Raw genomic sequence first — 17,642 nt, 5'->3', positions numbered from 1 at the left:
CCTCCGCCATCGCGGGGGCGGCGGCTGCGCCGGCGGCAGGCCTGCCGGCCGTTTCAGCACCTATGAGACTGCCGCCGCAGTGCGGCCGGCGTCGTCAGATCAGGTCGACGAGGCCGGCGGCGAGGCCGGTGTAGGTGGCGGGGGTCAGCGCCAGCAGGCGGGCCCTGGCGGCCTCGCCCACATCGAGGCCGCGCACGAACTCGGCCAGCTCGGCCGCGCCGACGCGGCGGCCGCGGGTCAGGTCCTTGAGCAGGGCGTAGGGGTCGCTGATCTGCGAGCGGCCGGCGGTGATCTCGGCGCGCACCACGGTCTGGATCGCCTCGGCCAGCACCTCCCAGTTCGCCTCCAGGTCGGCGTCCAGCACCGGCTGCGCCAGCGACACCTCGCCCAGGCCGCGCTGCAGGTTGTCGAGCGCCAGCAGCGAATGGCCGAGCGCGACGCCGATGTTGCGCTGGGTGGTGGAGTCGGTGAGGTCGCGCTGCAGCCGCGAGGTGACCAGGGTCTGCGCCAGGGTGGCCAGCAGCCCGCCGGAGATTTCCAGGTTGGCCTCGGCGTTCTCGAAGCGGATCGGGTTGATCTTGTGCGGCATGGTCGACGAGCCGGTGGCCCCGGCCACCGGGATCTGGGCGAAATAGCCCAGCGAGATATAGCTCCACATGTCGGTGGCCAGGTTGTGCAGCACCCCGCCGGCGTGCCGCACGCGATCGTACAGCTCCACCTGCCAGTCGTGCGACTCGATCTGGGTGGTCACCGGGTTGAAGCCGATGCCCAGCCCCTCGATGAAGTCGCGGGCCAGCGCCAGCCAGTCCACGTCGGGCTCGGCCGCCAGGTGCGCCGACCAGGTGCCGGTGGCGCCGGAGAACTTGGCCAGGTACTCCGAGCCTTCGATCTGCCGGGCGATGCGCTGCAGCCGCCAGGCGAACACCCCGATTTCCTTGCCCATGGTCGTCGGCGTGGCCGGCTGGCCGTGGGTGCGCGACAGCATCGCCGCGTCGCGGTGCGCCGCCGCCATCGTCGCCAGGGTGTCGATCACCGCGCGCAGCTTGGGCAGCCACACCCGGGTCACCGCGCGCTGCACCGTCAGGGCGTAGGCGGTGGAGTTGATGTCCTCGCTGGTGCAGGCGAAGTGGGTCAGCTCGGCCACGGCCCCCAGGCCCATGGCCTCCAGCCGGTCGCGCACCAGATACTCCACCGCCTTGACGTCGTGGCGGGTGATCGCCTCGCGCTCGGCCAGCCAGTCGATCTCGGCCTGGCCGAAGTCGGCGTACAGCGAGCGGAGCCGCGCCTTGCCGGCGGCGTCCAAAGGCGCGGCGCCGAACAGGCCGCGGTCGGTCAGGGCGATCAGCCACTCCACCTCGACCTCGACGCGGGCGCGGTTGAGCCCGGCCTCCGACAGATAGTCCGCCAGGGCGGCCACGGCCGGCAGATAGCGGCCGTCCAGCGGGCTGAGCGGCTGAGAGGGCAGAGCGGTCACGGGAACTCCGGAAGTCGGCGGTGGGGCGTTCGGCACGCTGGGGACAGCATACAGCCCCTTGAGGTCAAGCCCCATCGCGAAGGCGCCCGCGCTCGCCGGGCCGGAAAGGCGCCGTTGCGGGCCGCGACCCGCTCATCTTGGGGTCGGCCCGCCCAGAGGTCGGCCCACCTAAAGGTCGGCCCACCTAAAGGTCGGCCTTGGCCTCTTCCAGGCGGCGAAGCTCGTCCTCCAGCTCGGCGATGACGCTGCCGTTGGCGGGCGAGCCGCCGATGCTGGAGGGCGCCTGCAGGATCTCGAGCTCCCGGCGGACCTTGTCGATGGCTTGGGTAAGCTCTTCGCGGAGCTCGCGGTCTGACTCTGACATCGCGCCAGCCTAGAGCCTCTCAGGGCCAGATGGAATGATCTGACCCGATGCCGCCGCTCAGCCCAGCGGGTGTCGGCGCGGCGGCTCGGGGACGGCCTCGCCGTCGAGCCACAGTTCGATGACGTCGCCGTTGGCGATGTGGGCCAGGGCCAGCGGGTGGCCGAAGCGGTGCTCCACCAGGGCGTGGATGGCGTAGCCGTGGGTGACGGCGACCAGCGGCCCCTCGCTGGCGGCCAGCGCCTCGCTGAGCGCCTCCCAGAAGCGCCCGGCGATGATTTCGCGGGTCTCGCCGCCGAACGCCGCGGCGTCCAGCGTGCTGAGCTGGTTCTCCGCCATGTGCCGGCCGACCTCGGCGTAGGAGCGGTCCTCCATCCAGCCGAACTCGCCCTCGCGGATGCGGTGGTCGTGCGCCGCGGTCCAGCCGCACAGCGCGGCGATCGCCTCGGCGGTGGCGCGGGCGCGGGCTTGGGGGCTGGCGATCAGGGTCGCCTCGCCGATCGCCTGGGCGGCGATGAAGGCGGCCACGCGGGCGGCCTGCGCCTGGCCGGCCTCGCTCAGCGGCGAATCCCCCTTGCCCTCCAGGCGTCCGGCGGCGTTGGCCTCGGACTGGCAATGTCGAACGAGCAGGATCCGGCGCGGCATGCCTCCCCACTGCGCGAGCGCCGGCAGGGCGTCAAGCCGTGCCGCAGGGGCCGGCGACCGTAGTTCTAGGGCGCTCAGCCCGCCGCGGCGGCCAGCGCCTGGTCGAGGTCGGCGAGGATGTCGTCGATGTGCTCCAGGCCCAGCGACAGGCGCACATAGCCGGGGGTGACGCCGGTGGCGGCCTGTTCGGCCTCAGACAGCTGCGAGTGGGTGGTGGAGGCCGGGTGGATGGCCAGGCTGCGCGCGTCGCCGATGTTGGCCACGTGGTAGAGCAGCTGCAGGCTGTCGATGAAGCGGCGGCCGGCCGCCACGCCGCCGGCCAGCTCGAAGCCTACCAGCCCGCCATAGCCGCCGCTGAGGTAGCGGTCGGCGCGGGCGCGGGCCTCGCCGGACTGCTGGCCGGGGTGGATCACCCGGGTGACGTCCGCCCGGGCGGCCAGCCAGGCGGCGACCTGGGCGGCGTTCTCGGCGTGGCGCGGCATGCGCAGCGGCAGGGTCTCGACCCCCTGGATGATCTGGAAGGCGTTGAACGGCGACATCGCCGCGCCGAGGTCGCGCAGCAGCACCGTCCGGGCGCGCAGGATATAGGCGATCGGGCCCAGCGGCTTGACGGCCTGGGTCCACACCGCCCCGTGGTACGAGGGGTCGGGGCTGTTGAGGAACGGCTGGCGCTCGCCCGCCGCCTCCCAGTCGAAGCTCCCGCCGTCGACGATCAGGCCGCCGATCGAGGTGCCGTGGCCGCCCAGGTACTTGGTCGCCGAATAGACGACGATCGCCGCCCCGTGCTCCAGCGGCCGGCACAGCAGGGGCGCGGCGGTGTTGTCCATGATCAGCGGCACGCCAGCCTCGCGGCCGATGGCCGCCACCGGGGCGATCGGGAACACCTCCAGCTTCGGGTTCGGCAGGGTCTCGGCGTAATAGGCGCGGGTGCGGCCGTCGGTGGCGCGGCGGAACGCCTCCGGGTCGGCCGGATCGACGAAGCGCACCTCGACGCCCTGGTCGCGCAGGGTGTTGGCGAACAGGTTCCAGGTGCCGCCGTAGAGGTCGGTGGAGCTGACCACATTGTCGCCGGCCCGGGCCAGGTTCTGGATCGCGAACGCCGAGGCCGCCTGGCCCGACGCCACCGCCAGGGCCGCCACGCCGCCCTCCAGCGCCGCCACGCGCTTTTCCAGCACGTCGGTGGTGGGGTTCATGATCCGCGTATAGATGTTGCCCAGTTCCTGCAGCGCGAACAGGGCCGAGGCGTGCTCGGTGTCGCGGAACTGGTACGAGGTGGTCTGGTGGATCGGCACCGCCACCGAGCCGGTGGAGGGATCGGCCCGCCACCCCGCATGCACCGCCAGGGTTTCCGCTCGCAGCTTCGACGCGTCCATCATCGCCTCCGTTTTGCCCGCCCTAGTGCCAAAGCCGCCGCCGCAGGTCAAAGCCCGCGCTGCGCGGTTCCGGGGACAGGGCGATCCAAGGTCCCGCGATAGGTTCCGCGACATTCCCCCAGAGCCCCCCGCACACCCTCCCGTCGCCCCCTGTCGGGATGGCGTGATATGGGACGTCCTAGGGGCGGGAGGACACGGACATGGCGCAAACCCGGCTGCTGATCGGCGCCCGCAAGGGGGCCTGGTTCCTGGATGGCGAGCGGGGAGGCGGTGACTGGCGGCTGACCGGGCCGCTGTTCCTGGGACAGATCATCAACCATCTGGTGATGGACCCGCGCGACCCGCAGGTGTTGCTGGCGGCCGCCACCACCGGCCACCTCGGCCCCACCATCCAGCGCTCCACCGACGGCGGCGCCACCTGGGCCGAGGCCGCCCGTCCGCCGGCTTTCGCCAGCGGCGAGCCGCACGGCCGCTCGGTGCATCACACCTTCTGGCTCGAGCCCGGGCACGCCAGCGAGCCGGGGGTCTGGTGGGCCGGCGCCTCGCCGCAGTCGCTGTTCCGCAGCGCCGACGGCGGCGACACCTGGGAGGGCGTCGCCGGGCTGAACGAGCATCCGCGGGTGATGGACTGGTTTCCGCCCACCGACGAGGGCACGCCGGACGGGCCGATGGTCGCCGGCATCGTCATCGACCCGCGCGACGCCCGGCACATGTACCTGGCCACCCCGACGGCGGGCGTGCTGGAGACCACCGACCAGGGCGCCAGCTGGGCCCCGCTGAACGAGAACGTGCGCTGCGACTTCCTGCCCGACCCCTATCCGGAGTTCGGCCAGGACGCCCACCAGATCGCCCTGGCGCCCACCAACCCCGATCGCCTCTGGCAGCAGAACCATTGCGGCATCTACCGGCTGGACCGGCCGGGCCGCCGCTGGGACCGGATCGGCGAGGCGATGCCGCGCGAGATCGGCGACATCGGCTTTTCCATCGTGCCGCACGTGCGCTGCGACCAGACCGCCTGGGTGTTCCCGATGGACGGCACCGACGTCTGGCCACGGGTCAGCCCGGGCGGGCGCCCGGCCGTCTATCGCACCCGCGACGGCGGCGCCTCGTGGGAGCGGCAGGACAACGGCTTCCCGCGCGAGCAGGGCTGGTTCACGGTCAAGCGCCAGGCCATGTGCGGCGACGCCGGCGCGCCGATGGGCCTCTACCTCGGCACCACCAGCGGCGAGGTCTGGGCCAGCGAGGACGAGGGCGAGAGCTGGCGTCAGATCGCCGCCCACCTGCCGGAGATCTATTCCGTGACGGTGGCCCCGGCGCTCTGATGGCGCAGGTGCTGATCCCCTCGCAGCTGAGCGCCTATACCGACGGCGCCACCCGCGTGGCGGCCTCCGGCGCCACGGTGGGCGCGGTGCTCGACGACCTCGATCGCCGCTTTCCCGGGCTGAAGTTCCGGGTGGTCGACGAACAGGACCGCGTGCGCCGCCACATGCGCCTGTTCATCGGCCAGGCCGAGACCCGCAGCATCGCCCACCCCCTGGCCCCCGACGACGAGCTGCTGATCTTCGGCGCGCTCTCGGGCGGGTAGGGGGCGGGCGGCAGCCCTGCAGCCTCCTCGCTTCGTCACCCCGGACCAGGGCGTGTCAGCGCCCGCCGATCCGGGGCCAGCCGGCCCGCCACCGAGACGATCTCCAGCCAGCTCAGTCGGCGCCTCATCGCCGCTGTCTGGGCGACGTCCCGGCCGGCCCCGGGTCGACGCTGCGCGCCGCCCGGGGTGACGGAAGGGAGGCGTTACCCTGACGAGCGCCCGCGCGGCCCAGGGGGCAGGCCGAGGCCTTCCCGCGTCCGGCGGCGCGCGTCCCCTGGACTTGCGGCGCGCATCCGGCGACGCTGGCGGGGATGGGCCGCTTTGGGGGGCGTTGCGTGTGTTGAGCCGACTTCGACGGGCGGCGGGGCGGGCATTGCTGACCCTGGCGACGACGCTGGTCTTGCTGGCCCCGGCCGCGGCCTGGGCCGCCTGGCCTTCCGACGCCGGGCGCGGCCCCTGCGCGGTGAGCAAACAGAGCAATGTCGAGGCGCGGATGCGCGACGGGGTGGTGCTGCGCGCCGACGTCTATCGCCCCGACAGCCCCGCGCCGGTCCCGGTGATCCTGATGCGCACCCAGTACGGCAAGGAGGCCGCGCAGGTGCAGCCGGCGCGGTTCGAGACCCCCGGCTGGTACGCCTCGCACTGCTACATCGTGGTGGTGCAGGACATCCGCGGCCAGGGCGCCTCGGACGGGGTGTTCTACGAGTACGCCCACGACCGCGACGACGGCTATGACAGCGTCGAGTGGGCGGCGCGCCTGCCCGGGGCGAACGGGCGGGTCGGCATGTACGGCTCGTCCTATGTCGGCGCCACCCAGTGGCTGGCGGCGACCGCCGCGCCGCCGTCGCTGAAGGCCATCGTGCCCTCCAACACCGCGTCGGACTACTACGACGGCTGGACCTACGAGGACGGCGCCTTCCGGCTGGGGTTCATCGAGCCGTGGATGACCGACACCATCGCCACCACCGCCGCGGCCAACCGCAAGGACGCCCAGGCCCTGGCCGGGCTCAAGGCGGCGGCCAGGTCCGTCGCCGTGTGGCTGCGCTTCACGCCCTATTCGCGCCTGCCCACCCTGCAGCCGGACAATCCTGTGGTCGCGCCGTATTTCTTCGACGCCATCCGCCATCCGGCCGACGACGCCTACTGGCGCGCGTTCAGCATCCAGACCCGCTATAGCCAGGTGACCGTGCCGGTGCTGGCGTTCGAGGGCTGGTACGACGCCTTCGTCAACGGCGCGCTGCGCAACTTCGACGGCATGCGCCGCGAGGGCGGCTCCGAGCTGGCGCGGCGCAACCAGCGGATCGTCATCGGGCCTTGGGAGCACCTCGGCTGGGGCCGTCCGGAAAGCCCGGTCAGCCCGCGGCTGAAGGCGATCGGGCCGGTGGCCGACAGCCCCGTCAACGCCCTGACCATCGCCTGGTTCGACCACGTCCTGAAGGGCCAGGACAACGGCGTCGCCGGCGGGCCGCAGGTCGACTATTTCGTCATGGGCGAGAACCGCTGGCATGTGGCCGACCAGTGGCCGCTGCCGTCGACGGACTACCAGACCTGGACCCTGGCCAGCGGCGGCCACGCCAATTCGGTGATGGGCGACGGCGTCCTCAGCCCCGCGCCGCCGCTCCAGGCGAGGGGCGAGGCGGTGGCCCACCCGACCACCGAGGGCGGCGTCCCCGTCGCCGCCGCGGCGGCCGCCGCGCCCAGTGACCAGTTCACCTACGATCCGGCCAATCCCGTCCCCAGCATCGGCGGCCATTCGTGCTGCGCCTGGAGCTCCGGCCCGCAGGGCCAGTTCGACCAGTCGGCGATCGAGCAGCGTCCGGACATCCTGGTGTTCTCCAGCGCGCCCCTGGCCCAGCCGCTGGAGGTCACCGGGCCGGTGACGGTGATCCTCTATGCCCGCAGCACGGCGCCCGACACCGACTTCACCGCCAAGCTGGTGGACGTGTTCCCGGACGGCACGGCGGTGAACCTCAGCAACGGCATCCAGCGGGCCAGCTTCCGCGACTCGCTCAGCCATCCCACGCCGATCGTCCCCGGACAGGTCTATCGCTACCGGATCAACGTCTGGCCGACGAGCAACCTGTTCGCCGCGGGCCACCGCATCCGGCTGGAGATCTCGTCCAGCGACTTCCCGCAGTTCGCGCCCAACCCCAACACCGGCGAGCCCTTCGGCGCCACATCGACCCAGGCCGTCGCGGTGCAGACCATCCTGCACGACATCGACCACCCGTCGGCCGTGATCCTGCCGGTGATCCCCGCCGGCGCCGCAGGTCCGGGCGCGGACCATCCGCCGGCGCGGTGAGGCGACCCCTCAGCCCGCGAAGCGCTCGACGATCTCGCCGACGCTTTCCTTGACCTCCAGGCTGACGCCCTGGGCGAACCACAGGCGGCTGGAGGTGCGCACGTTGTTGTCACCGTACAGGCTGGCGCCGGCCGCCTCGGCGCCGGCGACGTACAGCACCAGGGCGGCGTTGACCCACAGCGGGCCGCCCTTCACGGCGGTCAGTTCGACGAGCTTCATGGCCGCACTCCGGCCCGCGTCGCCCGGCCGGTGCGGCAGGCGGAGGCGGGCCTTCATCGTAAAGCGCCGCAGATGAAGACTTTGCAGGGCGGCAATTCTCTGTCGCCGAGGATCGATCCGCACAAGATTTGTGTGGAATTATTCGGCTGCTGCGTATAGAATAGCGCATCGAATATCGCTTTGGTGCGACGAACTTCGCCGACTGATCTGCAGGATCTGGCGGCCGAATTCGCCGCGATCCTCTCCGAAAATTTGATCAAATCTCTTCGCGTGAGCGCCGCACAGCGCGCCGCGAAGGTCCATGGCGTCGTGGCGGCCTTCCGCTGCCGCGGCCACAGCCGAAAGCAACATGTCAGACCTTCACAACATCGGCTTCTCGGATCGGCTCAAGGCCGCCGCCGAAGCGAAAAAGGCCCGGCTGGCCAAGTTCCAGGCCCGGCCCACGATCACCGATCCGCTGCACGACCAGCGCGCGGCGCTGAAGACGGCGGAGCGCGCGCAGGTTCGCGCGGACCGCGCCGCGGCCAAGGCCGACGCCCGCCAGGCGGTGCTGGACGCCGAGGAGGCCGCCCGCCAGGCGCAGGCCCAGCTGGACGCAGAGGCCCTGGAGGCCAAGCGCGGCGAACGCAAGGCGCGCAAGGCGCTCACCAACGCCGAGGCGCAGGCCAAGCGCGACGCCCGCTACGCCGCCCGCAAGGCGCGCCGCTAGCCGCCAGGAGGCCCCAGATGCGAAAGCCGAACTACAATTTCGAGCGCGCCGAGCGCGAGCGGATCAAGGCCATCAAGACCGCCGAGAAGGCCGCCGCCAAGCGCGAACAGCGCGAACGCGACCGCCCGGCGCCGCTCGATCCGACCAACAACGATTAGGAGTCCGTCCGTGCAGACCGCCACCATCTTCAATCAAGAGACCGTCGTCCTGGACGGCGAGCACTTCGCCGACTGCGAATTCCGCAACTGCCGCCTGATCTACCGCGGCGGCGAGGTCCCGCACTTCGACGGCTGCCAGTTCGAACAGTGCGACTGGAAGTTCGAGGACGCCGCCGCGCGCACCCTGGCGCTGCTGAAGCGGGTGTGGACCGCCGGCGGCAAGTCCGCCGTGCAACTGATGATCAAGGAGATCACCCGCGAGGCCCGCTGACCGACTTCGGACGGGCGCAAGCGGGGTGACGGCGCCGTCGCCGGGACGCTAGGGTAGGCGCATGCGGGACACGGCCGGGCACACGGCTGGACCGCCCAGGGAGTCGCCACATGACCCAGAAATCGCCCACCGAGGCCTCAACCGCCCAGCCATCCACCGTCGAAGGCCCCGTTACCGGCGGGCGCCACGGCTGGGCGTTCAACCGGCCGCTGATCGACCTGGCCGACAAGGGCTATGTCGAGGCGGAGTTCTTCCTCTCCGGCGAGGCGACCACCTACGCCCTGGCGCCGGGCGCGCAGATGAGCCGCGACGGCCGCTGGCCCGCGCGGCCGCGGGGCAAGGTTCCCTTCAAGACCCGCTTCCTGGTCTATCGCCCCGCCGACCCGGCCCGCTTCAACGGCACGGCGGTGGTCTGCTGGAACAACGTCACCGCCGGCTACGAGCTGTTCTTCGGCGAGGGGCCCGAGGTGCTGGAGGAAGGCTACGCCTATGTCTGCGCCACGGTGCAGCGGGTGGGCGTGCACGGCTTCGCCGAGAACCCGCAGGGCCTGGCGGCCTGGGACCCCGAGCGCTATGGCAGCTTGAGCATCCCCACCGACGACGCCTCCTACGACATCTTCTCGCAGGTCGCCCGGGCGGTCGGGCCCGGCCGCGACCGCACCGTCGATCCGCTGGGCGGCCTGGACGTGCGCAAGGTGATCGGCCTGGGCGCCTCGCAGTCGGCCGGGCGGCTGGCCACCTACGTCAACGCCATCCATCCGCTGGCGCCGGACCAGGGCGGCCACGCCTTCGACGGCTACATGCTGCAGATCTACTTCGGCAGCGGCACGCCGCTGGAGGCGTCCGACCGGCCGGTGAATCCCAACGCCGCCGGCGCCGCCGTGCGCCTGCCGCGCGGCCAGAGCCTGATCCGCGAGGATCTCGACGTGCCGGCGATGATCGTCAACACCGAGCTGGAGGCCATCGCCTGCCTCAGCGTGCGCCAGCCGGACACCGCGCGCTTTTGCACCTGGGAGGCCGCGGCCCTGACCCACGTGTCCTACCAGGCCCAGCTGACCCGCAACGAGAAGTACCGGCGCGACTTCGGCGTCGCGCCGCCGGCGCCGTCGGAACAGATGAACCGCATCTACCTGCAGCCGTTCTACGACGCCGCCCTGCACCACCTGAACCGCTGGGTGAACGGCGGCGCGCCGCCCCCCGGCCAGCCGCCGATCGACTTCGACGCCGAGGGCCAGGTGGTGCGCGACCGCCACGGCATCGCCACCGGCGGGGCGCGCCTGCCCCAGGCCGACGCTCCCGTGGCGATGAACAGCTCCACCCCCGTCAGCGACGACTTCGCCGGCCGCCTGCGCGGCTCCAACCGCCCGTTCGACGCCGCCACCCTGGACGCCCTCTATGGCGACGAGGCGGGCTACCTGACCCGCTTCCGCGCGGCCGCCGAGGCGGCGGTGGCGGCCGGGGTGCTGATGCCCCGCGACGTCGCGCCGGCCCTCGCCGAAGCCGCCCAGGAATACCGCCGCGCCCACGCCATGGCCCAAGCCCCCGCCGCCGCGGAGTGAACGCCATCGTCCCTCCCCCTCGCGCCTGACCAGCTCACACGTCCCGATGAAGCGTTGCCCTCTTCCTTCTCCCCTTGCGGGAGAAGGTGTCTTGCGCAGCAAGACGGATGAGGGGTGGACGAGGCGGCTCCGGTTGGCGCCCGCGCCAAGCCTCCGCAGGCTAGTCGCGAAGGCTCATCAACCCCTCATCCGGCTGACGCGGGCCACCTTCTCCCGCAAGGGGAGAAGGCGCGCACCCCTCCGGCCGATGCTGTGGCCACCCTGCCATCGCCCTTGCGCAGCATGCCGGCTGACGCGCCGCGAAGCGCTGCGGTATGCTACTGATCCGTGTGGCCTGACCGATGGAGCGCGCCGTGACCGACACCGCCAGCCTCGCCTTGCCCGATACGCCCGCCGGCCGCCGGCTGGACTGGTGGATCGGCATGCTGAACCAGCAGGGGCAGGGCGCCGGCCCCGGCGACTGGGACCACTACGCTCCGGCGTTCCGCGCCCAGCTGGGACCGATGCCGGACGCCGAGGCGCAGCAGGCCGCCTGGCGGGCGAACGCGGCCCGCATCGGCCGGGTCGTCGCGGTCAAGGTCGAGGCGGACGGCGATGACGAGATCCAGGTGGAGGTGAGCACGGACAAGAACCGGCGCTGGCTGCTGGCCGCGGCGGTCGAGGCCGACCCGCCACACCGTTTCAGCGCCTTCCGCATCGAGCGGCGCTACGACTTCCAGCTCGGCTTTCGCGAGGCGACCGCCGCTGACGCGGCGATCCTGGCCGACGTGGAACGCCGCTGCCCCATCGTGATGGGCGATGTCGCCGTGCACTTCGACCGGGGCGAGGACTACATGGACGCCACCCGGCTGATGGAGGACTGCAGCATCGGCCTGGCCTCGGTGGACGGCGAGCCGGCGGCGGTCAGCTGCGGCGCCCAGCATGTGGTGCGCGTCGGCGGGGCGCTGAAGACCATCGTCACCGTCTCGCACCTGCGCGTGCTGCCGGAGCACCAGCGCAAGGGGCTGTGGGGGGCCGCCAACAAGGTGCTCGACAAGTACCGGGGCCATATCGACGGCACCAACGCCTATATCGCGGTCGACAACCTAGGCATGCAGCACGGCTTCTCGGGCACCCCGGACAAGTGGAGTCAGACCATCGACCGGGCGAGCCTGGATTGCCGGGCGCTGGCCGGCGCGCCGCTGAAGGCCATCCCGGGGCGAGCGGCGACCCCGGCGGACGCGCCGGACATCGTGCAACGGCTGAACGCCTTCCACGACGCGGAGGAGATGTTTGTTCCGTACTCGGTCGAGCGCTTCGCTGCCCGCATGGCGCGCGCGCCCGATCTTTACGGCTGGGACCGGGTGTGGCTGACGGAGGCGGCCGTGGTCGGCGCCTGGGCGCATGGCGCCGCCCTGCGCACCGTCACGGTCACGGCCGGGACGACCACCGTCTCCACCCGCGGGGTGGTGCTGGACTACGCGTTCGCGCCTGGGGCGGAGGACCAGTTCGAGGCCCTGCTGCGCGCCTGATGCGCCCGCCTGGCCGCGGAGGGCTTCGACGACCTTGTGATCTACACCTCTCCAGCCTCGCCCGGCGGTGACCTGATCCGCCGCCTGGCCCGCGACGTGGGCGGCTTCTTCATGTGGACGCCCGGCGTGGCCGTTCCGGAGGGGGTGGAGACCCGGGGCCTGTACGTAGACGCGGTGTACTTCTGAGACGGGTCGTCGGCACGCCTATCCTGAAAAGCGGGGCCGGATACGGGCCGTCGATCCCGTGATAGCCTCCCGGCTGTGGATCGACGCGACCCGACGTTGGAAGAGATCGAGCGCGCCTGGCGGCGGCCGAGGCCCGTGGAGGACGCGCCCGCACCGGGGCGCAAACCGTGGCTGATCCGGGCGCCGGTGCGCTGGGCGCTCGCCATCGCCGCCGCCGAAGGCCTGATGGTCGCCACCTCGATCGTCTGCGGGGACCAGGCGGCGTGGCGCGGCCTCCTGCGTGAAGTGCTGGCCGCCACGCTTCTGATCTTTGTCGTCCGCGCGCTGTTCCTGTGGTCTCTCCTGCGGGACTGGAACCGGATGGAGGCGCGGCTCGACCGTCCAGAGGGCCTTGCCCTTGGGCTCGGCATCGCGCCGGCGGCGGTGTTCAGTCTCGCGTGGACGCTCCTGATCGTCGCGATCACCGTGAGCAGCGTGGCGGACGCGCTGCGCTACGGATTTCCGCAGCGCGGCTGATCGCTCTAGCCCGCCGACAGATGCCGCTCGAAGAAGGCGGCGATGTCGGTGAACACCTCGGCGCTCTCGGGGGCGTCGACCGCCGCGCCGGCGTGCAGCCGCGCGCAGCCGAGGAGCAGACCCTCTCCGACGAGGCTCAGGCGACGGCGCCCTGGCCAGCGGTCGGGCTGGATTGGCCGCCGTAGGCCTGGGTCGCCGCGGCGGCCGCTGACGCGGTCCCGTAGCCCGCGGTCCCGAAGCCCGAGGCCATGAACTGGTCGACCATCTGTTCCAGGGCGGAGGCCATGTAGGCGAAGTCCGGCCGGTTGGCCGCGCCGCCCGCGGCCGATGTGTCGCCCGGACCGTCCGAAGCGCCCGCAGCGTCCGTCGCGCCCGAGACGTCCTGGGCCGCGCCGGTCGGGGCCAGGCTCCAGACGCCGATGGTAATCCCGTCGGGCAGGGTGGCGGTGACGCCGCCCGTGACCTGTTCGCCGCCAAGCAGGGAGCCGAATGAGGGCGGCGTCGGCGGCTTGGCGCCCGCCGACGATCCGGCGGGCGCACCGTCACTGGCCGCCCCCGCGGTGCTCGCGGCTCCGGTCAAGCCGGGCGTCGGGTCCGCCGATCGTGTCCACGCAGTCCCGAAGCTCGAATAGTTCACGCCACCAACGCCTTGCATGCTGTCCTCACTGACCTTGCACAGGATGCACGCGGGGCAAGAAATCTGCCGCGCGCTGTCGCTTCGGTGAAGTGGCAGGGGTTTCAGGACCCTATCTGGTTAACCGGCGGCCGGCGCGGCGGGCGATGACCCGGTTCCGCCTGGGCGCCTTTTGCACCCCCGGAAAAAGGCGCCGGGAGGTCCATGGAGCCGCCGGCCCGGGGTTCAGGGGCGGGATCGGCTCAGGAACGGGTTGCCGCTGGGGACGACAGCGAGCGCCAGAGTGTCCGTTCGATGGCTGCGGTGGACGGGCAGCTGGACTCGCCCATGGACGGGTTGACCGTGATCACCACGGTGCGGCCCTCGACCCGCACGCCGCCGGCGGGCCCCTGCTCCAGGCGCACGGCGTCCACCTGCGTCAGCAGGCGCCGGCCGCCCGGCGCAGCGGCCATGGCCACGATCGCGTCGCTGACCCTGGCCGCGGCCAACGGATAGAGCTGGTCGACGCCGGCGTCGGCGTCCGGGGTGTCGAACGACACGATGTGGTGGGCGGCGCGGCTGGCGCGCAGCGCCGCCTGGAAGAGCTTCGCATAGAGGGCGGCGGCCGGATCGGAGCGCGCCGCGCCGAGGGGCGTCGACCCGGCGATGGCGACCCCGGACGTCGCCATCACGCAGGAAGCCACCAGCACCCGAAGCACGCCTGCGAGCTTTGCCATGGTCAAGCCATGGCGCCACCTTGTGGCGAACTGACGGCAGGTTGGGGTGTGATGCCGGGGTGATGCTGGAGTCGCGATACCGATCGCCCGCCCATCGTCCGCGGGAGCGTCGCTCGGTCGGCGGGGAACAGGTATCGTGTCTGCCAGGGTTCACCTGATTCAATTGCCGGAGGTGACTTGAGGGATCTTGCAGGCCTATCGGCCCTGGCGGTGGTGATCGTTCTCGGCTTCTGTCTGTACAGGGGCGAGGCGCCCGATGCAGGTCGCTACAGCACCAGGATGGTCGCCCGCAGCGACGATCCGATCCAGTACTGGGGGTTCATCCTGATCCTTGCCGGGTTCGATGCATTCCTGGCGCTGTTCTGGCTGGGCGTCATCCACAACTGAGCCGCGGCGCTTGGCTCATCATGCAACGCCCGGCGTGTGTCGCCGCGAATTTCGCTCGACCCGGTGGCGACGCGGCGAGCTGTCCCCTAGAAGGAAGGCCGTCGCAGATCAGGCGCGGGGCGCGCCTGCTGCCGGGAGCTGGGGGGCTCGGATTTGAAGCGTATAGTGTTCGGCGCCGCGCTTGTGAGCCTGTGCCTGGCAGCTGGATCGGCGTGGGGCGCGGGGTGGGAAGCGCCGGTGAAGGTGGGACAGACCGCGGCCGGCTATCAGGCCGACCTGGACGCCTGCCTGCAGCGTGCGAAGGCCTGGCCCGGCGACGGCAACACCGGACTGCCGCCCCCGATCGGCGCCGCACCCATCACCGACGCCTACAAGCTCGGCTATAACACCGTTGGCGTGCTAAAGCCTGGGCAGGCGGTGGCCGCGAGCCTGCTGGCGATCCCGCTGGAGGCCGCGTTGGAGAAACAGAACGTCGGCCTGAATCAGATCCGCTGCATGCGGACCCGCGGCTATGCCCTGATCGCGCTGAATCAGGCGGAAAACTATGGCTTCCGGCACGCGGCGGGCGGGCAGGGGGCCTGGCTCGAAGCCTTCGCGCGCAAAGCTGCGCCGGCGCGGCTGCAGGCCACTGTGGCGCCGCTGCCTGAGGTCCCGCATGGTCCGTTCTACGTCGGCGCCGTCCGGCTCGAACCGGATGGACTGGCGCTGGCCCAGGGCGCGGTGCGCGGTGGCGACGCCATCGTGACCGGCCAGGCGCACTATCGGCGGACAGCGCGGCTGAAGACGCCGTTCAAGATCCTCAACCGGCGTCTGGCGGAGGGGACCGAGTTCTTCGCCTTCGCCGCACCGATGTCGTGGGATCCCGATCTTGGCCCGGCCACCGCCGCGTGGTGCCTGCCCGCGCCGAAATCGACGACCACCGGACTGCTGGCCGTCGTTCAATGGGCGTGGTGCGTCCGCGCCGGTAGCGACGGCTACGATGGATTTCTGGCCGTCCGGGAAAGCAACGGCTGGCTCGTCAACGCCATCCAGGAGTTGCCGCGGCCGGTGTTGCGCACCCCGATCGTTCTCGCGCCGGACGACCAGGACGCGCTGGGACCTCTAGCCCTGGAGCTGAAGGTGGAGCGGGTGGATGACGACGGTGTCGTCCTGGCGGCCTGGGTGTCACAGCCGGACAAGCTGCCCGTGCTCATCTGGCGGGGCCGCCAATCCTTCGGGACCGACGGGCGCGCGATCCTGCCGTTCTGGACGCAGGCCCTGGTGCTGAGCCGCGACGGCCGGGCGGTGACGGGCGCCTGGGCGACGGGAGACGGCCGAGGCTGGATGGACCAGATCGCGGGCAAACCAGACGAAGGGGCGGCCTGGAGGGCCATTCACGGGGCGCCGGACGGCGTGGCGCGCTAGGGCTGCCCGCGGCGCGCTTGCATAGAGACGGAACAGCCCGGCCAGCGGCGGGATCAGACTGTCGAACCCCGCCGCCCGCTCAGTCCGGCCGGCGGCCGATCGTGTAGCCGCTGCGGAGGGTTTCGTGGAACGCGCCAGCCTCCGCCGCCGCCTCGGCCTGCGCCTCGTCCGCCAGCACGGCGCGCAGCTCGGCCTCGAAGGGGGCGGAATGCTCGCCCAGGGCCCGGGCGGAGCACACCGAGGTCGATCGCAGATAGCCGACGATCGCGTCCGGCGACCAGGCGCGCGGCTCGGCGAACGCGTGGCTCTGGACGTCGGCGAAGCCGGCCGCCTGCAGCGCCCTGGCGTCGGCGCCCGGGCCGACGGCGTTGCCGGGCCGCGCCTGGGCGATGCCGGCGCCGGACGCCCGCTCCGACCAGCGCCGCGCCACCGCCGCCGCGGCCTGCTGCCAGGCCTCCCGCCCGGCGAAGATACCGTCCATGCCCAGCGTCGCCAGCCAGCCGCCGGGCCTCAGCCAGTGCAACGCCTTGCGCGCGATCAGGCGCTGGTCCAGCCGGTGGAAGGCCTCGCCGACGGTGATCAGGTCGACGGACCCGGCCGGCAGGTCCAGGTCCTCGGCGCGCCCGACCTGCCAGACCACGTGGCCGAGGCCGCGCCGCGCGGCCTCTTGCTGGCCCAGCGCGACCATCTCCGGCTCCAGGTCCACCGCCCAGACCGCCGCGAACGCCGGCGCCAGGTCCAGCGCCACCCGTCCGGGACCGCAGGCCAGGTCCAGCAGCACCCCCGCGCCGCGCGCTCCGGTGCGCGCCAGCAGATCGTCCAGCAGCGCGCGGGGATAGGGCGGCCGGTAGCGCAGATACGCCGCGGCCGTCCCGACGAAGGCGTCCGGGGCCAGGTTCGAAGCCGTGCTCATGCGCTGGTCGCCCCACGCCGCCGTCGTTTCGTACAGGGGCGCGATGATACGCGCTCCCCCGACGCCGCGCTCGCGGAAGCGTCGGCCGGTCGGGCGGGGAAATCGTGTCCCCCGTTGCGCGGTCCGGGGTCGCCTGAGATGCTGGCTTATGTTCGGCCGGCGCCCCCTCCTCGCAAGCATCCTGACTCTGGCGGCGCTTCCGTGGGCGGCCCACGCATCGCCGGGCGGGGCCGAAGAAGACCGCCTGATTGCCATCTCCGAGACGATTGCTCTCAGGCCTACCCAGACGCTTTCGCCTGCACAGCGGACATTCAAGATCGTCTGGGAGCTGGAAGCCGAGGTGAACAACGGCGGCTTCGACCAGTATTTCTTCAATTCCTCCGGCCGTGATGCGCCTAGAGCGGTTGCGGCCCTGAGGACGATTGGCGCGCGCAAGTGCGCCCAGATCGTCGCTGAAGCTGTCCATCGGTTCGGCCGACCTGACCTTGACTGGGCGGACGTCATTAAGCGTCGAGAGGCCTTGAACACGTTCGAAGACGACACGTTCGACGATCTGGACGCGCGCTTTCTTGCCTATCCTGATCCGCTGAGCGCCCTGCTCTACAAGTTTGTCGCCGCACATCCGGCCGATTTCTGAGACGGTAACAGATATGTCGGGCCGCGGGGTTGGGAGGCGGGATCGTGTCCCTCGATGGCGCGCCGCCGGTGGCGCGTGCCCG

At 71.9% G+C, this 17,642-nt stretch carries 22 protein-coding genes; 13 read left to right on the top strand and 9 right to left on the bottom strand.

Translation table 11 applies throughout. The features are described from left to right. Positions 1–94: 94 nt before the first annotated feature. From purB to ACO2Q3_RS11710, 4 genes are all read right to left on the bottom strand, one after another. Positions 95–1,474, bottom strand: coding sequence for an adenylosuccinate lyase (purB, locus tag ACO2Q3_RS11725; RefSeq protein WP_423306768.1), 1,380 nt, complete (start codon positions 1,472–1,474; stop codon positions 95–97). A gap of 184 nt (positions 1,475–1,658) precedes the next feature. Continuing rightward, the gene (locus ACO2Q3_RS11720) at positions 1,659–1,838 is read right to left on the bottom strand and encodes a hypothetical protein (protein ID WP_423306767.1); all 180 of its coding nucleotides are present in this window, start codon (positions 1,836–1,838) and stop codon (positions 1,659–1,661) included. Between the two features lie 57 nt (positions 1,839–1,895). After that, entirely contained in the window at positions 1,896–2,480 is a 585-nt protein-coding gene (locus ACO2Q3_RS11715; RefSeq protein ID WP_423306766.1) for a histidine phosphatase family protein, read from the bottom strand. A gap of 74 nt (positions 2,481–2,554) precedes the next feature. Continuing rightward, positions 2,555–3,853, bottom strand: coding sequence for an O-acetylhomoserine aminocarboxypropyltransferase/cysteine synthase family protein (locus ACO2Q3_RS11710; protein WP_423306765.1), 1,299 nt, complete (start codon positions 3,851–3,853; stop codon positions 2,555–2,557). A gap of 200 nt (positions 3,854–4,053) precedes the next feature. On the opposite strand from ACO2Q3_RS11710, the gene ACO2Q3_RS11705 reads away from it, so the two are divergent. The 3 genes from ACO2Q3_RS11705 to ACO2Q3_RS11695 all read left to right on the top strand — a co-directional run bounded on the left by ACO2Q3_RS11705 (position 4,054) and on the right by ACO2Q3_RS11695 (position 7,740). Next, on the top strand, positions 4,054–5,175 hold the full coding sequence (locus tag ACO2Q3_RS11705) for a WD40/YVTN/BNR-like repeat-containing protein (RefSeq protein WP_423306764.1): 1,122 nt from the start codon (positions 4,054–4,056) through the stop codon (positions 5,173–5,175). Beyond that, the gene (locus ACO2Q3_RS11700) at positions 5,175–5,438 is read left to right on the top strand and encodes a MoaD/ThiS family protein (RefSeq protein WP_423306763.1); all 264 of its coding nucleotides are present in this window, start codon (positions 5,175–5,177) and stop codon (positions 5,436–5,438) included. The genes ACO2Q3_RS11705 and ACO2Q3_RS11700 overlap by 1 nt, the downstream gene beginning before the upstream one ends. A gap of 340 nt (positions 5,439–5,778) precedes the next feature. Next, positions 5,779–7,740 carry a CocE/NonD family hydrolase gene (locus ACO2Q3_RS11695; RefSeq protein WP_423306762.1) on the top strand — a complete coding sequence of 654 codons (1,962 nt, stop codon included), beginning with the start codon at positions 5,779–5,781 and terminating at the stop codon, positions 7,738–7,740. A gap of 9 nt (positions 7,741–7,749) precedes the next feature. Here ACO2Q3_RS11695 and ACO2Q3_RS11690 read toward each other — a convergent pair whose 3' ends face one another. Both ACO2Q3_RS11690 and ACO2Q3_RS11685 read right to left on the bottom strand, forming a co-directional pair. Further along, positions 7,750–7,959, bottom strand: a complete 210-nt coding sequence (locus tag ACO2Q3_RS11690) for a hypothetical protein (protein WP_423306761.1) — start codon at positions 7,957–7,959, stop codon at positions 7,750–7,752. A 138-nt stretch (positions 7,960–8,097) separates the two neighbouring features. Next, positions 8,098–8,310: a hypothetical protein gene (locus tag ACO2Q3_RS11685; RefSeq protein ID WP_423306760.1), complete on the bottom strand. Its 213-nt coding sequence runs from the start codon at positions 8,308–8,310 to the stop codon at positions 8,098–8,100. Here ACO2Q3_RS11685 and ACO2Q3_RS11680 point away from each other — a divergent pair. From ACO2Q3_RS11680 to ACO2Q3_RS11650, 7 genes are all read left to right on the top strand, one after another. Further along, positions 8,309–8,668, top strand: a complete 360-nt coding sequence (locus tag ACO2Q3_RS11680) for a DUF6481 family protein (protein WP_423306759.1) — start codon at positions 8,309–8,311, stop codon at positions 8,666–8,668. The two genes, ACO2Q3_RS11685 and ACO2Q3_RS11680, sit on opposite strands and share 2 nt — an antisense overlap. A gap of 17 nt (positions 8,669–8,685) precedes the next feature. Then, entirely contained in the window at positions 8,686–8,826 is a 141-nt protein-coding gene (locus ACO2Q3_RS11675) for a hypothetical protein (protein WP_423306758.1), read from the top strand. A 10-nt stretch (positions 8,827–8,836) separates the two neighbouring features. Further along, a complete protein-coding gene (locus tag ACO2Q3_RS11670; protein WP_423306757.1) occupies positions 8,837–9,097 on the top strand; it encodes a hypothetical protein in 261 nt (86 codons plus the stop codon). A gap of 110 nt (positions 9,098–9,207) precedes the next feature. Continuing rightward, complete coding sequence (locus tag ACO2Q3_RS11665; RefSeq protein WP_423306756.1) at positions 9,208–10,656, top strand: alpha/beta hydrolase domain-containing protein; 1,449 nt, start codon at positions 9,208–9,210, stop codon at positions 10,654–10,656. A gap of 353 nt (positions 10,657–11,009) precedes the next feature. After that, complete coding sequence (locus ACO2Q3_RS11660) at positions 11,010–12,167, top strand: hypothetical protein (protein ID WP_423306755.1); 1,158 nt, start codon at positions 11,010–11,012, stop codon at positions 12,165–12,167. Positions 12,168–12,203: 36 nt separating this feature from the next. Continuing rightward, complete coding sequence (locus tag ACO2Q3_RS11655) at positions 12,204–12,353, top strand: hypothetical protein (RefSeq protein WP_423306754.1); 150 nt, start codon at positions 12,204–12,206, stop codon at positions 12,351–12,353. Between the two features lie 96 nt (positions 12,354–12,449). Beyond that, on the top strand, positions 12,450–12,869 hold the full coding sequence (locus ACO2Q3_RS11650; RefSeq protein ID WP_423306753.1) for a hypothetical protein: 420 nt from the start codon (positions 12,450–12,452) through the stop codon (positions 12,867–12,869). 136 nt (positions 12,870–13,005) lie between these two features. Here the strand turns inward: ACO2Q3_RS11650 and ACO2Q3_RS11645 are convergent, their stop codons facing one another. Together ACO2Q3_RS11645 and ACO2Q3_RS11640 are read right to left on the bottom strand one after the other, a co-directional pair. Further along, a complete protein-coding gene (locus ACO2Q3_RS11645; RefSeq protein ID WP_423306752.1) occupies positions 13,006–13,449 on the bottom strand; it encodes a hypothetical protein in 444 nt (147 codons plus the stop codon). A 296-nt stretch (positions 13,450–13,745) separates the two neighbouring features. After that, positions 13,746–14,219, bottom strand: coding sequence for a DUF4908 domain-containing protein (locus ACO2Q3_RS11640; protein ID WP_423306751.1), 474 nt, complete (start codon positions 14,217–14,219; stop codon positions 13,746–13,748). A gap of 177 nt (positions 14,220–14,396) precedes the next feature. On the opposite strand from ACO2Q3_RS11640, the gene ACO2Q3_RS11635 reads away from it, so the two are divergent. Both ACO2Q3_RS11635 and ACO2Q3_RS11630 read left to right on the top strand, forming a co-directional pair. Continuing rightward, positions 14,397–14,606 carry a hypothetical protein gene (locus tag ACO2Q3_RS11635; protein ID WP_423306750.1) on the top strand — a complete coding sequence of 70 codons (210 nt, stop codon included), beginning with the start codon at positions 14,397–14,399 and terminating at the stop codon, positions 14,604–14,606. A 237-nt stretch (positions 14,607–14,843) separates the two neighbouring features. Next, complete coding sequence (locus ACO2Q3_RS11630; protein ID WP_423306749.1) at positions 14,844–16,010, top strand: hypothetical protein; 1,167 nt, start codon at positions 14,844–14,846, stop codon at positions 16,008–16,010. A 79-nt stretch (positions 16,011–16,089) separates the two neighbouring features. On the opposite strand, the gene ACO2Q3_RS11625 is transcribed toward ACO2Q3_RS11630, so the two are convergent. Further along, positions 16,090–16,923 carry a class I SAM-dependent methyltransferase gene (locus tag ACO2Q3_RS11625; protein ID WP_423306748.1) on the bottom strand — a complete coding sequence of 278 codons (834 nt, stop codon included), beginning with the start codon at positions 16,921–16,923 and terminating at the stop codon, positions 16,090–16,092. Between the two features lie 148 nt (positions 16,924–17,071). On the opposite strand from ACO2Q3_RS11625, the gene ACO2Q3_RS11620 reads away from it, so the two are divergent. Further along, positions 17,072–17,560 carry a DMP19 family protein gene (locus ACO2Q3_RS11620; protein ID WP_423306747.1) on the top strand — a complete coding sequence of 163 codons (489 nt, stop codon included), beginning with the start codon at positions 17,072–17,074 and terminating at the stop codon, positions 17,558–17,560. The last annotated feature ends 82 nt before the right edge of the window (positions 17,561–17,642 follow it).

It is taken from the genome of Caulobacter sp. KR2-114 (genome assembly GCF_049446115.1).
Lineage (GTDB): Bacteria > Pseudomonadota > Alphaproteobacteria > Caulobacterales > Caulobacteraceae > Acaudatibacter.
Note: the sequence above shows the minus strand (reverse complement) of the source record. Positions and strands in the feature narration are given on the sequence as shown.

Excerpts from the sequence above, each read along its gene's own strand:
- ACO2Q3_RS11665 (WP_423306756.1), top strand. The coding sequence starts at position 9,208 with ATGACCCAGAAATCGCCCACCGAGGCCTCAACCGCCCAGCCATCCACC.
- ACO2Q3_RS11700 (WP_423306763.1), top strand. The coding sequence starts at position 5,175 with ATGGCGCAGGTGCTGATCCCCTCGCAGCTGAGCGCCTATACCGACGGC.
- ACO2Q3_RS11705 (WP_423306764.1), top strand. The coding sequence starts at position 4,054 with ATGGCGCAAACCCGGCTGCTGATCGGCGCCCGCAAGGGGGCCTGGTTC.
- ACO2Q3_RS11715 (WP_423306766.1), bottom strand. The coding sequence starts at position 2,480 with ATGCCGCGCCGGATCCTGCTCGTTCGACATTGCCAGTCCGAGGCCAAC.
- ACO2Q3_RS11680 (WP_423306759.1), top strand. The coding sequence starts at position 8,309 with ATGTCAGACCTTCACAACATCGGCTTCTCGGATCGGCTCAAGGCCGCC.
- ACO2Q3_RS11625 (WP_423306748.1), bottom strand. The coding sequence starts at position 16,923 with ATGAGCACGGCTTCGAACCTGGCCCCGGACGCCTTCGTCGGGACGGCC.
- ACO2Q3_RS11620 (WP_423306747.1), top strand. The coding sequence starts at position 17,072 with ATGTTCGGCCGGCGCCCCCTCCTCGCAAGCATCCTGACTCTGGCGGCG.
- ACO2Q3_RS11710 (WP_423306765.1), bottom strand. The coding sequence starts at position 3,853 with ATGGACGCGTCGAAGCTGCGAGCGGAAACCCTGGCGGTGCATGCGGGG.
- ACO2Q3_RS11690 (WP_423306761.1), bottom strand. The coding sequence starts at position 7,959 with ATGAAGCTCGTCGAACTGACCGCCGTGAAGGGCGGCCCGCTGTGGGTC.
- ACO2Q3_RS11720 (WP_423306767.1), bottom strand. The coding sequence starts at position 1,838 with ATGTCAGAGTCAGACCGCGAGCTCCGCGAAGAGCTTACCCAAGCCATC.
- ACO2Q3_RS11640 (WP_423306751.1), bottom strand. The coding sequence starts at position 14,219 with ATGGCAAAGCTCGCAGGCGTGCTTCGGGTGCTGGTGGCTTCCTGCGTG.
- ACO2Q3_RS11675 (WP_423306758.1), top strand. The coding sequence starts at position 8,686 with ATGCGAAAGCCGAACTACAATTTCGAGCGCGCCGAGCGCGAGCGGATC.
- ACO2Q3_RS11685 (WP_423306760.1), bottom strand. The coding sequence starts at position 8,310 with ATGTTGCTTTCGGCTGTGGCCGCGGCAGCGGAAGGCCGCCACGACGCC.